The 12,271-nt window shown below is 71.2% G+C and carries 13 protein-coding genes; 6 read left to right on the top strand and 7 right to left on the bottom strand.

Going from position 1 to position 12,271, the window contains the following annotated elements; translation table 11 throughout:
* Window positions 1-116 precede the first annotated feature (116 nt).
* The 4 genes from AB0I79_RS19825 to AB0I79_RS19810 are packed head-to-tail and all read left to right on the top strand — an operon-like array spanning window position 117 to window position 3,559.
* Window positions 117-2,243, top strand: a complete 2,127-nt coding sequence (locus AB0I79_RS19825) for a nitrate- and nitrite sensing domain-containing protein (RefSeq protein WP_357874803.1) — start codon at window positions 117-119, stop codon at window positions 2,241-2,243.
* On the top strand, window positions 2,240-2,647 hold the full coding sequence (locus AB0I79_RS19820; RefSeq protein WP_185111102.1) for a roadblock/LC7 domain-containing protein: 408 nt from the start codon (window positions 2,240-2,242) through the stop codon (window positions 2,645-2,647). Before AB0I79_RS19825 ends, AB0I79_RS19820 begins: the two co-directional genes overlap by 4 nt.
* Window positions 2,644-3,006 carry a DUF742 domain-containing protein gene (locus AB0I79_RS19815; RefSeq protein WP_185111104.1) on the top strand — a complete coding sequence of 121 codons (363 nt, stop codon included), beginning with the start codon at window positions 2,644-2,646 and terminating at the stop codon, window positions 3,004-3,006. The genes AB0I79_RS19820 and AB0I79_RS19815 overlap by 4 nt, the downstream gene beginning before the upstream one ends.
* Window positions 2,987-3,559 (top strand): ATP/GTP-binding protein, encoded by a 573-nt coding sequence (locus tag AB0I79_RS19810; protein ID WP_080043843.1) that lies wholly within the window; start codon window positions 2,987-2,989, stop codon window positions 3,557-3,559. Before AB0I79_RS19815 ends, AB0I79_RS19810 begins: the two co-directional genes overlap by 20 nt.
* A gap of 6 nt (window positions 3,560-3,565) precedes the next feature.
* Here AB0I79_RS19810 and AB0I79_RS19805 read toward each other — a convergent pair whose 3' ends face one another.
* The 6 genes from AB0I79_RS19805 to AB0I79_RS19780 all read right to left on the bottom strand — a co-directional run bounded on the left by AB0I79_RS19805 (window position 3,566) and on the right by AB0I79_RS19780 (window position 9,962).
* A complete protein-coding gene (locus AB0I79_RS19805) occupies window positions 3,566-3,940 on the bottom strand; it encodes a DUF742 domain-containing protein (protein ID WP_357874800.1) in 375 nt (124 codons plus the stop codon).
* Window positions 3,937-6,279 (bottom strand): nitrate- and nitrite sensing domain-containing protein, encoded by a 2,343-nt coding sequence (locus AB0I79_RS19800; RefSeq protein ID WP_357874797.1) that lies wholly within the window; start codon window positions 6,277-6,279, stop codon window positions 3,937-3,939. The genes AB0I79_RS19805 and AB0I79_RS19800 overlap by 4 nt, the downstream gene beginning before the upstream one ends.
* A gap of 56 nt (window positions 6,280-6,335) precedes the next feature.
* Window positions 6,336-7,019, bottom strand: coding sequence for a DUF998 domain-containing protein (locus tag AB0I79_RS19795; protein ID WP_357874794.1), 684 nt, complete (start codon window positions 7,017-7,019; stop codon window positions 6,336-6,338).
* Window positions 7,020-7,151: 132 nt separating this feature from the next.
* A complete protein-coding gene (locus AB0I79_RS19790) occupies window positions 7,152-8,585 on the bottom strand; it encodes an FGGY family carbohydrate kinase (RefSeq protein WP_357874792.1) in 1,434 nt (477 codons plus the stop codon).
* Complete coding sequence (gene xylA / locus AB0I79_RS19785) at window positions 8,582-9,727, bottom strand: xylose isomerase (protein ID WP_357874789.1); 1,146 nt, start codon at window positions 9,725-9,727, stop codon at window positions 8,582-8,584. Before xylA ends, AB0I79_RS19790 begins: the two co-directional genes overlap by 4 nt.
* A gap of 43 nt (window positions 9,728-9,770) precedes the next feature.
* Entirely contained in the window at window positions 9,771-9,962 is a 192-nt protein-coding gene (locus tag AB0I79_RS19780) for a hypothetical protein (RefSeq protein WP_357874786.1), read from the bottom strand.
* 160 nt (window positions 9,963-10,122) lie between these two features.
* Between AB0I79_RS19780 and AB0I79_RS19775 the strand changes: the two genes are divergently transcribed.
* Window positions 10,123-10,632, top strand: a complete 510-nt coding sequence (locus tag AB0I79_RS19775) for a VOC family protein (RefSeq protein ID WP_357874783.1) — start codon at window positions 10,123-10,125, stop codon at window positions 10,630-10,632.
* 39 nt (window positions 10,633-10,671) lie between these two features.
* Window positions 10,672-10,923 carry a hypothetical protein gene (locus AB0I79_RS19770; protein ID WP_357874781.1) on the top strand — a complete coding sequence of 84 codons (252 nt, stop codon included), beginning with the start codon at window positions 10,672-10,674 and terminating at the stop codon, window positions 10,921-10,923.
* Between the two features lie 62 nt (window positions 10,924-10,985).
* Here AB0I79_RS19770 and AB0I79_RS19765 read toward each other — a convergent pair whose 3' ends face one another.
* Complete coding sequence (locus AB0I79_RS19765; protein ID WP_357874778.1) at window positions 10,986-12,269, bottom strand: TIGR04013 family B12-binding domain/radical SAM domain-containing protein; 1,284 nt, start codon at window positions 12,267-12,269, stop codon at window positions 10,986-10,988.
* Window positions 12,270-12,271: the final 2 nt, after the last annotated feature.

Below are 12,271 nucleotides of genomic sequence, written 5' to 3'. Positions count from 1 at the left end.
GCTAGTCTCCTGTGCGATCTTCCGGAGGTGTATTTACACAAGGTGTGGAAATGCCCCCGACTCGAGGTTGGGACATGGGCTCGCGAAACCGGTCAATTCGGTTCAAGATCTTTTTATTGCTGCTGCTACCCCTCCTGTCTCTGAGCGCGCTCTGGGGTTTCGTCCTCAACCTCACCATGGGCGACGCCCAGTCACTGCTCCGCGCGAACACCCTCTACGACACGATCGGCGTCACCTCCACCGACCTGGGATTACAGCTCCAGGCCGAGCGCGTGCGCTCCGCGGAGGCGCTCACGACGCGTGAGCTCACCGAGGTGCTCGGCGGCCAGCGCGCCCGTACCGACAAGTCGGTCGCCGACTTCAGGCAGGCCGTCACGGACGCCGGCGGCGCGGTCGGAGACGACCTTCGACGGCCGCTCGACAACCTCAACATGGCTCTCGACAGGCTCGCCCTGATCCGGTCGGACATCGACAACGGGATCAGCTCCCGCCTGGCCGGCCTGACCGAGTACAACCGCGTGCTCGACGCCCTCTTCCAGCTCTACGACCACCTGATCACGGTCTCCGACCTGGAGATCTTCCAGCAGGCGTCGTCGCTGCAGGCCATGGGCATGGCCAGGGAGTACATCGCCAGGGAGCACGCCCTGGCCATCGGCGCCCTGGCCGACGCGCGGCTCACCCCGCAGGAGACGGCGGCCTTCACCGAGTACGCGGCCTCCAGGAAGTTCCTGCACTCGCGCGGCCTGGCCGGGCTCGACGTGACGCTGCGCAGGCCGTACGAGCAGGTCTTCGCCACCGAGCCGTTCCTCACCTTCGCCACCATGGAGTCGCGCGTCATCAAGACCGGCGCGCCTCCCCCCGACGCCGAGGGCTGGCACCGGGCCGTCGACAAGCTCACCGGCCGCCTCGACGACCTCGGCAAGACCTCCTCCGACGCCCTGGCCGCCCGTACGTCGCAGGCCGCCACCGGCACCGTCGTCGAGATCGGCATCGCGGGCGGCGTCGGCTTGATCGCCGTGCTCGCGTCGATCATCATCTCTGTACGCTTCGGTCGTCGCCTGGCCGGAGAGCTCGCCGGGCTGCGTGCCGCGGCGGTCGAGCTGTCGGGCAGGCGGCTGCCCGACATCGTGGCGCGGCTGCGCCGGGGTGAGGACGTCGACGTGCGGAAGGAGGCCAAGGCGATCAAGGTGAGCGGTTCCGCTGAGATCACCGACGTGGCCAGGGCCTTCGGGTACGTGCAGCGCACCGCCGTGACGGCGGCGGTCGGCCAGGCGGCGCTGCGGCGCGGCATCGGCCAGGTCTTCCTCAACCTCGCCCGGCGCAAGCAGGGCCTGCTGCACCGCCAGCTCGCGCTGCTCGACGGCATGCAGCGGCGCACCCACGACCCCGACAGGCTGGAGGAGCTCTTCCGGCTGGACCACCTGACCACGCGCATGCGGCGGCACGCGGAGAGCCTGATCGTGCTGTCCGGCGCCGCGCCGGGGCGGGCCTGGCGCAAGCCGGTGCCCGTGATCGACATCGTCCGGGCGGCGGTCGCCGAGATCGAGGACTACACCAGGGTCTCCGTGGGGACGATGCCGGCGGGCGCCATCGACGGCACCGCCGCGGCCGACGTCACCCACCTGCTGTCCGAGCTGGTCGAGAACGCCACCATCTACTCGCCGCCCGACACCGTGGTCCAGGTGCGCGGCGACCTGGTGAGCAACGGCTACGCCATCGAGGTGGAGGACAAGGGGCTCGGGCTGTCGGCCGACGAGTACGCGCGCTTCAACGCGCTGCTCGCCGCGCCCCCCGAGTTCGACCTGGCCGACAGCGACCAGCTCGGCCTGTTCGTGGTCGCCACGCTGGCCCAGCGGCACGGGATCAACGTGCTGCTGCGCCGCTCGCCCTTCGGCGGCACCACGGCCATCGTGCTGGTGCCGCGCTCGCTGGTGACCGAGCAGTCCGCGCTGGAGGCGGCCGGCGGTGACGGCAAGGCCGCGCTGCCCAGCCGTACGAGGAAGAAGGCGCTCGCGGTCGTGAGCTCCGGCACCCACGCGGGGCTGCCCAGGCGGGTGCGGCAGGCGAACCTGGTGCCGCAGCTCAAGGAGACCCCGCAGGAGCCCGAGCAGGAGCCGGCGCCCGAGCCGGCCGAACGCTCTCCCGATGAGGTACGCGACCTGTTCTCCGCCTTCCAGCGGGGGACCCAACGCGCCAGAGAAGAAGCCTCCCAGGAGGGGCCCATGAGTAAGGGGGACGCATGAGTGCGCCGACCACCAACGCCGGTGAGCTGAACTGGCTGCTGGACGACCTCGCCACGAGGGTCGCCGCCGTGCGCCAGGCGGTCATCTTGTCGACCGACGGCCTGGCCGTGGGTCATTCCAAGGGGCTGACCCGCGAGGACGCCGAGCACCTGTCGGCCGTGGCGGCCGGGTTCCAGAGCCTGGCCCGCGGCACCGGGCGGCATTTCGGCGGCGGCGACGTGCGCCAGACCATTGTGGAGATGGAGTCGGCGTTCCTGTTCGTGACGGCGGCGGGCCAGGGCACCTGCCTGGCAGTGATCGCCGAGGCGAACGTGGACGTCGGCCAGATCGCCTACGAGATGGCGATGCTGGTCAAGCGGGTGGGCCAGCACATCACCACCAACCCGCGCGCTGGAGCGTCATGAGCGATAGCCCGCAGTGGTTCGATGAGGAGGCGGGACCCGTCGTCCGGCCTTATGCTCTCATTCGCGGTCGCACGCGCTCATCAGGAGACGCGTTCGACCTCGTGGCAACCGTGCGCGCCATCGGCGACCCCCCTGGCGACCTCGGGCCCGAACAGCAACTCATCCTGCGGGCGGCCCGTGAACCGATCTCGCTGGCCGACCTGGCCGTCGAGCTCGACCTGCCCGTCGGCGTCATCCGGGTCCTGCTCGGTGACATGCGTGACCACGGCCTCATCTCGGTGACGTCGCCCTCAGCCGGAGGCGCGCGGTCGAATGAGCGCATTCTCAAGGAAGTGATCAATGGACTCCGTGCTCTCTGAGGACCCCGTCGCGCTCAAGATCCTGATCGCGGGTGGGTTCGGCGTCGGCAAGACCACCCTGGTCGGGTCGATCAGCGAGATCAAGCCACTGCGCACGGAGGAGGTGCTCTCCGACCGCGGGATCGGCGTCGACGACCTCGACGGCGTCGAGGCCAAGACCACCACGACCGTGGCGATGGACTTCGGCCGCATCACGATCCGTGAGGGGCTGGTCGTCTACCTGTTCGGGACGCCGGGGCAGGAGCGGTTCTGGTTCATGTGGGACGAGCTGTCCTACGGTGCGCTGGGCGCGGTCGTGATCGCCGACACCCGGCGGCTGACCGACTGCTTCCCCTCCGTCGACTACTTCGAGCAGCGCGGCACGCCGTTCGTGGTGGCCGTCAACTGCTTCGACGGCGCGGAGCAGCACAGCGTGGACGACGTGCGCATCGCACTCGACCTGGACGACGACGTCCCGGTCATGCTCTGCGACGTACGCCGCAGGACCTCCGCCAAGGAGGTCATGATCACGCTGGTCGAGCACTCCCTGAGGACGCTCACCTCGGCCAACTGATCGGGCTCACAACGCCCGGAGACCGTTGATCACCTCGCGGAGCAGGCTCTCCGTCGGGGTGGCGGCCTTGTCCCGTGGCGGGCGCACCGTCACCAGGCCGTGCTCCAGCAGGTCCCCCAGCAGCACCCGTACGACGCCGACGGGCAGGCCCAGATCGGAGGCCACCTCCACGACGGGCCTGCTCCTGCCCCCCACGCAGGACAGCAGGCGCCGGTGCTGAGCGCTCAGCTCGGCCTTGGCCGGGACGGGCAGCCCCGTCGAGACGACGGTCGCCAGCAGGTCGACCTCGGAGGAGGCGGACCTCGTGCGTCCGCGCGCGACCGCGTACGGCCGCACGACAGGCCCGGCCTCCTCGTCAACCCACTCGTGCTCGCGGCTCACGATTGAGATCCCCCATCCTGGTCACTTTCCTGCCGTCCGCGCTGCCAGCCGGACTGGAGCGAGGAGAGCAGCGCCCTGGTCTCCTCCGGCGAACGCTCTGCGATCGGTGGCGTCGCGGGCGGCTCCTGGTCGAGCCGCCGCGGCAGCCCCGTCTGCCGTTCCCGCTGCGGCAAACCTGCCTGCCGTTCCCGCTGCGGCAACCCCGTCTGCCGTTCCCGCTGCGGCAACCCCGCGGCCCGCTGGCGCTGCGGCAGGCCCGCGGGGCGCTCGTGGCGGGGCACCTGCTGCGGCGGCGCGTCGTCCTGCGGCGGGGCCTGCTGCGGCAGGGCCGGCGGGGAGGACGCGGCGCCGTTGCGCCTGCTGGTACGGACGCGCCGCGGCAGCTCGCCCGGCCCCGTGGCGTCCTGAAGGTCGGGCCGGATCATCGACACCGGCACCGGCTCGAACTCGACCGGCTGCACCGGCGTCGCCATCGGCTCCACCAGCGTGCCGGGCACGAGCACGATGGCCGTGGTCCCCCCGTACGGCGACGGCTTGAGGGTCACCTTGATGCCGTGCCTGGCCGCGAGCATGCCGACCACCGCGAACCCCAGCCGCTCGGTCTGCGACGCGTCGAACTCCGGCGGGCTGGCCAGCCGCTCGTTGACGGCCCTGCGCGTGGCCTCGTCCATGCCCAGGCCGCGGTCCTCGATCTCGACCGCGAAGCCCCTGCCGACCATCTCGCCGTGCACGGAGACCTCGTTGCTGGGCGAGGAGAAGGTGGTGGCGTTCTCGATCAGCTCGGCGAACAGGTGCATGAGGTCGGCCACCGCCGCGCCGGAGACGCCCGCCTCGGGCATCGGGTAGACGCGTACCCGGGTGTACTCCTCCACCTGGGCGGCGGCACCGCTGAGCACGTCCTCCATCGGGATGACGCCGCGCCACCTGCGGCCCGCCGCGCCGCCGGAGAGCAGCACCAGGCCCTCCGCGTGGCGGCGCATGCGGGTGGTGAGGTGGTCGAGCTTGAACAGGCGCTCCAGCGCCTCGGGCTCCTCGGTCTGGCGCTGCATCTCGTCCAGCAGCCTGAGCTGGCGCTGCAGCAGCGACTGGCTGCGCCTGGCCAGGTTCCGCAGCGCCTCGGAGACGCCCTCGCGCAGCTTGGCCTGCTCGACGGCGGCGTCCACGGCCGTGCTCTGCACGCTGTCGAACGCCGCCGCCAGGTCGCGGACCTCGCTGGTCGACTTCCGGCTCACCGTGATGGGCGGGGCCTCGGCCGCGATGTCCACGGGCTCGCCCTTGCGCAGCTTGGCCACGACGTCGGGCAGCCTGATCTCCGCCAGGTCCAGCGCGGTACGGCGCAGCGCGCCCAGCTCGCGGGTGAGCCTGCGGCCGATCTTGACGGAGATGACGATCGAGACGATGACCGCGATCAGGCCGAGCGCGCCGGCGACCCCGGCCCGCACCGCGATGGCCACGCCCGCGGGCTCCATCCGGGCCAGCAGCTTGTCACCGGTGCGCCAGATCGACTCGCGGTACTCCTTCTGCACCTGGTCCGAGATGCCCCGCCAGAGGTCCAGGTCCAGCGGCTCGCCGCCGATGTAGGCCTCCAGGAGGTTCTCCATGGTGACGTAGCGGGGCGAGAAGTACAGCTTCTCGAACGGGGCCCGCAGCTCCGTGTCGAGGTTGGCCAGCGCCTTGGGGAACAGGTGCCTGCGGGTGCCGTCGATGCCGGCCAGCAGGTGCACGTCGTGCATGCTCACCCGGCCGTTCGAGGCGATGATCAGGGCGTGCTCGCGGGACAGCAGCTCGCGCACCTCGTCGGCCGAGATCAGGCCCTGCGCCTGCAGCGCCAGCTCCAGGTCCGTGCTCGTCGTCAGGCGGGAGTACAACAGGTGGACCTCGTCGGAGATCTTCGCGTACTCCGTGACGAGGCCACCCGGCGTGAGCCGGCGGTCGTCCACCTTGCGCCGGATGTCCGGCAGCCGGTCGATCGCCTCGAAGACCGTCTGGAGCTGGGTCTTCATGTCGTCCGTGAGCGCCGACTGCGCGTCCTCGCCCATCGCCCGCTGGCGCAGCGTCTTGTTGTTGTTGTCCACCTTGGCCCGCGCCTTGGCCAGCGCGTCCGGGTCGCCGCCGGTGCCGGCCAGGCGCTCGGCCGAGGCCAGTCGCTCGGTCTGGAGGTTGCCGACCAGGCCGTCGGTGTGGTTGATGACATCTGTCCAGATGGTCTCGACCTTGAGCAGGTTGAGAGCCTCTCCCGACGTGGTGCTCGCGGCGAAGCCCCAGAGCGCGATCAGGGAGATCAAGGGGATGACGAGCAGCGTCGAGATCTTGAATCTGATGGATCTGCCCGATGCCATGACACCTGCTCCCGGATAGAAGATCGCGGGAGAGAATAGCACCGAAACAGATGCTTTTAAGATCGACTAGCGATAAATCTGTGATATGTCGGGAAATTTGCGGCCATGGCGGCCCGTGTGGCGCTCCGCCGCCAGGTGAGCCGTACCAGCCAGCCCGCCAGGACGGCCAGCAACGCCACCTCCGCGCCCAGCAGCAACCTCTCGACGAGCCCGATCATCACCCGCTCGCCAGGCATGGCCACGTACGTGATGGCCAGCAGCCCGAAACCCCCCGCCAGGGCCACCCACTCCACCACCCTCGCAACGGGCTTCCAGGAGGCGTCTGAGGCCAGCCTGGGCACCATCAGCGCGCCGGCGGCAGGCAGGCTCACGAACGCCGCGATCGAGACGTACCGGTGGATCTGGGCCGCCAGGTCGAGGTCGTGGCCGAGCGGGGTGGTCGGGACCACCGCGGCCACCACGAGAGCGCCCGACCACACCGTCAGCAACCACTGCGGTGCCCCCTTGACGGGCGCCCCCGCAGACCGCAGCCCCGCCAGCAGCGCCAGGGATCCGATCCCGAGCACCGCCATCGCGACCTCCGTGACGCCCCCGCGGTCGGACACGGCGTACTCGCTGATGGTGACGTTCATGGGGTCGAGGGCAGGGTCGGGACCGAACTGGCCCGCCACCACCGCGACCACCGAGAACAAGATGGAGGCACAGGCGATCCAGGGGGAGAGCCTCTTCACTGCGGTCATGCCCCTACTGTCGCGATCGGCCCCTGCCCGCCACATCAGGTGCCGTCCCCCACCCGACCCTGACCCTCCCCTGAGTCACGCTTCCCGCACCCCCGAAGGCGGGGAGCCCTCGGGGGTGCGCAGGGGGACGCGTCAGTCGAGGATGTGACCCGTGGCGCGGGCGTAGCGGTCGCGGATCGAGGGGATCGCCTCGCCCTCGTACACGGCCGTGTCGCCCGACTGCCAGTCAGGGGTGGCCACCAGCGTGGCGGCCTGGTGGGCGGCGCCGTCGGCGACGTACTCGGCGGGCGGCGGCACCGTGATCGGCACGCCGAAGATCGTGGGGGCGATCCGGCGGACCGCCTCCGAGCGGGCCGCGCCGCCGATCAGCAGCACCCGCTCCGGCCGCAGGGCCAGCGCGTCCAGCGCGTCGGCCAGGCCGCAGAGCATGCCTTCGATGGCGGCCCGCGCCAGGTGGGCGGGGGTGGAGGTGGTCAGGGTGAGGCCGTGGACGGAGCCGGTGGCGGTGGGGCGGTTCGGGGTGCGTTCGCCCTCCAGGTACGGGACCAGCGTGAGGCCGTCGGCACCGGGAGGCGCCTGGAGGGCCAGGTCGCTGAGCTCGTCCAGGGAGACCCCGGCGATGCGGGCGGCGGCGTCCATGACGCGGGCGGCGTTGAGCGTGCACACCAGCGGCAGGAAGCGGCCCGTGGCGTCGGCGAAGCCGGCGACGGCGCCCGTGGGGTCGGCGCTGGGCGTCTCCGCGACCGCGAACACCGTGCCGGACGTCCCGAGCGACACCACGACGTCGCCCGGCCGGGCTCCCACGCCCAGCGCGGCGGCCATGTTGTCGCCCGTGCCGGGGGCGATCAGGACCGGGCCGGCCCCTCCCGCGACGGCCGCGCCCACTTCCTCGGCCGGCCCCAGCACCTTGGGCAGCAGCGGGACCGCGCCGAAGGCGGCCTTGAGCAGGTCCGTACGGTAGGCGCCCGTCGCGGGCGACCAGTAGCCGGTGCCCGAGGCGTCGCCCCGGTCGGTGGCCAGGTGCGACAGGGGAGGCAGCGGCGCGTCCGCCCAGGCCGCGGCGGAGAACGGGACGCCGGACGCGAGCGCGCCCGACAGGCGCCAGGTGAGCCAGTCGTGCGGCAGGCACACGGCGGCCGTGCGGCGGGCGTTGTCCGGCTCGTGCTCGGCCAGCCAGCGCAGCTTGGTCACCGTGAACGACGCCACGGGCACCAGACCGACCGCGTCGGCCCAGGCCTGCGGCCCGCCCAACTCCGCGATCAGGTCAAGGGCCGCCTGGGCCGAGCGGGTGTCGTTCCACAGCAACGCATCGCGTACGACGTTTCCCGACTCGTCGAGGCAGACCATGCCGTGCTGCTGCCCGCCCACACTGATGGCGGCCACACCGTCGAGCCCACCGGCCTCCTCGATGGCCCGCAACAACGCGGTCCACCAGTGGGAGGGGTGCACCTCGGTGCCCGCGGGGTGAGCGGCGCGGCCCTGCCGAACCAGCTCTCCCGTCTTCGCGTCACGAATGACGACCTTGCAACTCTGCGTGGAGGAATCGACCCCAGCGACCAGCGTCACCCACGAACTCCTAACAAGTGCTCCAGCGCAAGCTGGTTCAGATGGGAGAAATGGTATCCGCGCCGGGCCGCTGCCTCGGGATCGAAATCGTCCGCGGCCAGATCGGCCAGCGTCTCGCCGCGGTTGAGCGTGGGCAGGCCGAGCTCCCCGACGCGGGAGGCCCGCATCGCCTCGCGCACCTCCGGGTCGGCGCGGAAGTTCCGGGCCTTCTCCCGGAGTATCAGGTACGTCCGCATGTTGGCGGCGGCCGAGACCCACACGTCCTCGGGGTCCTCGGTGCGCAAGGGCTTGTAGTCGAAGTGCCGCGGCCCGTCGTAACCGCCGTGCTCCAACAGGTCGACCAGGAAGAACGCGCTCATCACGTCGCCGTGCCCGAAGATCAGGTCCTGGTCGAAGCGCGGGCCGTGCTGGCCGTTGAGGTCGATGTGGAAGAGCTTGCCGTGCCACAGCGCCTGGGCGACGCCGTGCACGAAGTTGAGCCCGGCCATCTGCTCGTGGCCGACCTCGGGGTTGAGGCCGACCATCTCCGGATGTTCGAGCTCGCCGATGAAGGCCAGGGCGTGGCCGATCGTGGGCAGCAGGATGTCGCCGCGGGGCTCGTTCGGCTTGGGCTCGATGGCGAAGCGCAGGCCGTAACCGCGCTCGCGTACGTAGCCGCAGAGCAGGTCGATGGCCTCCTTGTAGCGGCCGAGCGCGGCGCGTACGTCCTTGGCCGCGTCGGACTCGGCCCCCTCGCGGCCGCCCCAGCACACGTAGGTGGAGGCGCCCAGCGAGGCGGCCAGGTCGAGGTTGCGCATGACCTTGCGCAGGGCGTATCGGCGCACGTCACGGTCGTTGCTGGTGAAGGCGCCGTCGCGGAAGACGGGGTGGGTGAACAGGTTGGTGGTGGCCATGGGCACTTTCAGCCCGGTCTCGGCAAGCGCTTTCCGGAAGGACGCGACCGCCCGCTCGCGATCGGGTTCGACGGCGAGCAGGTCGTCGTCGTGGAAGGTGACGCCGTAGGCCCCGAGCTCGGCAAGCCGGTGCACGCTCTCGACCGGGTCGAGGGGCGCCCGGGCGGCGTCCCCGAACGGATCGCGCGCCTGCCAGCCGACCGTCCACAGACCGAACGTGAATCGATCGTCAGGGGTTGGCTCGTACATGACTCGATGCTCTCCTGGCGATCAGTTGTTCACAAGCGGTTGTTCACAAGCCCGACGGATCGCGCCCCACGCTGATCTCCTCGGCGATCCTCCGGATGTCCGTCACCTCGACGCCCGAAGCCGGGGGCAGGTGGCGCAGCAAGGCCTCCATCACCACGGGGACGGGCTGGCCGGCGAACCGCCCCGCGACCCCGTGAACCACCCTGAACAGCGCTGCATCGTCAGTGTCGTGCATCGGCCTCTCCTCGGTCGGGTACCCGGAGAACGCTACGGCCTCGGCCCGACAGTTCGCTCGCTACTCCAGCCCCGCGTGTCGGTTCGTCCTCATCTGGCCATCGCTAGATATATGCGCGTTCAACTAGTTTGGAAGGGGACTCTGTTGAAAGGGGCACACCATGCCGGTACAGCGGCTCAACCACGCGGTCCTCTACGTCCGCGACGTGGAGCGCAGCGTGGCCTTCTACCGGGAGGCACTCGGCTTCGAGGTCGTCATGGGCATGCGGGGCGCCGCCTTCCTCCAGGCTCCGGGCTCCTCGAACGATCACGACCTGGGCCTGTTCCAGGTCGGCGAGCAGGCCTCCCCCTCGTCCGCCGGGCGCACCTCCGTCGGCCTCTACCACCTGGCGTGGGAGGTCGACACCCTGGAGGAGCTGGAGCGCGTGCAGGCCAAGCTGGCCGAGCTCGGCGCGCTGGTCGGCTCCTCCGACCACAGCACGACCAAGGCGCTGTACGCCAGGGACCCCGACGGGCTGGAGTTCGAGGTCTCGTGGCTGGTGCCGGCCTCGCTGCTGACCGACGAGATCCTCGCCGGGCGCGCAAGTATCCGGCCGCTCGACCTGAACGCCGACAAGCAGCGCTACGGCGCGCGGACCCGGGGCGGAGTGGGCGTGTCCATCCCCGCTTGACGTACCGTGGACGTGACGGCCCTTTCACGGAGAAACGTCATGCCAAGCGACCCTGATCACGTGCTCGACGCCATCGACGGTGTCGTCGACGAGTGGGAGACGCTGAGCGCCGACGCCATGCGGTGGGCGCCTCCCGAGAACAAGAGTCCCGACCTCATGACCGAGGTGAGCGAGATCTTCGGCCCGCTCGTCAACGCGTTCTCGCAGGCGCTGCGGCCGGTGAGCGATGCCTTCGAGCGGGCGCTGCGCATGCTGGACGACGAGGACGACGGCGGGCCGCGGCCGACCTGACGCCGGCCGGCGGCGGCACTGCGGGCTCAGTCGGTGGTACGCCTGCGGCGGGCCCTGCGGGCTCAGTCGGTGGCGCGCCTGCGGCGGGCCCTGCGGGGGTAGGCCTTGGCGGCCTCGGCCAGGCGTACGGCGTGCTCAGCCTGCCTGCGCCAGTGCCCGTAGGCGTCGCCGCGCTGCGCCAGCCGGTCGAGCTCGCTCATCGTGGCCAGCGGGATGAACGCCGGCTCGGCGTCACGCCACGGCGTGCCCGGCAGCGGCATGAACGTGTGGGTGTGGATGCGGGCCCCCAGGTCGGCCAGGTCGCCCGCGAGCCGGAGCGACTGCGCCTGATCCGCCTCCGACTCCCCCGGCATGCCGAAGATGAAGTCCACGTTCGGCCGGAAGCCGTGCTCGACGGCGATCCTGACGGCGTCGCGTACGGGCGAGGTGTCGTGCCCGCGCCCCGAGGCGGCCAGCACCCGGTCGGACCCCGACTGCGCCCCGATGATCAGGTTGTCGTTGGCGACGTACCGCCTGAGCAGCCGCATGGCCTCGGGGGTGACGTGCTCGGGCCGCACCTCGGAGGGAAAACTGCCGAAGAAGACCCGCCCGTGCGGCGGCAGCTCCTCCTTGACCCCGGCCAGCAGCTCCTCCACCGCCCCGAGATCGGGGTCGGGCCCGGGGGAGCCGTACGACAGCGAGGTCGGCGTGATGAACCGCACGTCCCGCAGGCCCCGCTCGACCATGCCGCGCACGTGCTCGCGCACACTGGCCACCGACCGGTGCCGGAACTGCCCGCCGAACATGAACGGCGTCTGACAGAAGCGGCACGTGTAACGGCAGCCCCTGGTGATCTCGATCGGCCCGCTCCTGCCGACGAACGAGGGGAACGTGTCGAGCGGGAGCTGCGGCGCGGGCCTGGTGCGCAGCGCGACGCCGTCGGAGTCCTTGATCGCCAGGCCGGGGACGGAGGTGAGCGGCGTGTCCTCCTGGAGCGCCCGGACGAGGGAGATGATCGTCGACTCGCCCTCGCCGATGCCCGCCAGGTCCCAGCCCGCGTCGATGACCTGCTGCGGCTCGGCGGTGGCGTGCACGCCGCCCGCGATGTGCAGCCCGCGGTCGCCGCTGCGCGCCCTGACCTCGGCCAGCTCGGCGGCCATGGCCTCGGCGTCGGGCGAGTAGAACGACCAGAGCACGAGCACCCGGTCGGCCTCGCCGGCCAGGATGTGCCCGGCGGTCTCCTCGGCGGTGGTGCCGAGCCGCAGCTCGTGCTCGACCCCCGCGGTCTCCAGGGCGGCGAGCAGCGCGTGCACGCCGTACGTCACCGCCTTGCGATATCGCACCACCACACACACTGCCAGCGCCACGC

It is taken from the genome of Nonomuraea sp. NPDC050202 (genome assembly GCF_040656115.1).
Taxonomy (GTDB): Bacteria; Actinomycetota; Actinomycetes; order Streptosporangiales; family Streptosporangiaceae; genus Nonomuraea.
This window is presented reverse-complemented; position numbering and strand designations above follow the sequence as displayed.

What these genes read in the sequence shown, in the direction of transcription:
- AB0I79_RS19795 (WP_357874794.1), bottom strand. Translation starts at nt 7,019, where the DNA reads ATGACCGCAGTGAAGAGGCTCTCCCCCTGGATCGCCTGTGCCTCCATC.
- AB0I79_RS19770 (WP_357874781.1), top strand. Translation starts at nt 10,672, where the DNA reads ATGCCAAGCGACCCTGATCACGTGCTCGACGCCATCGACGGTGTCGTC.
- AB0I79_RS19800 (WP_357874797.1), bottom strand. Translation starts at nt 6,279, where the DNA reads ATGGCATCGGGCAGATCCATCAGATTCAAGATCTCGACGCTGCTCGTC.
- AB0I79_RS19775 (WP_357874783.1), top strand. Translation starts at nt 10,123, where the DNA reads ATGCCGGTACAGCGGCTCAACCACGCGGTCCTCTACGTCCGCGACGTG.
- AB0I79_RS19815 (WP_185111104.1), top strand. Translation starts at nt 2,644, where the DNA reads ATGAGCGATAGCCCGCAGTGGTTCGATGAGGAGGCGGGACCCGTCGTC.
- AB0I79_RS19820 (WP_185111102.1), top strand. Translation starts at nt 2,240, where the DNA reads ATGAGTGCGCCGACCACCAACGCCGGTGAGCTGAACTGGCTGCTGGAC.
- AB0I79_RS19810 (WP_080043843.1), top strand. Translation starts at nt 2,987, where the DNA reads ATGGACTCCGTGCTCTCTGAGGACCCCGTCGCGCTCAAGATCCTGATC.
- AB0I79_RS19780 (WP_357874786.1), bottom strand. Translation starts at nt 9,962, where the DNA reads ATGCACGACACTGACGATGCAGCGCTGTTCAGGGTGGTTCACGGGGTC.
- xylA (WP_357874789.1), bottom strand. Translation starts at nt 9,727, where the DNA reads ATGTACGAGCCAACCCCTGACGATCGATTCACGTTCGGTCTGTGGACG.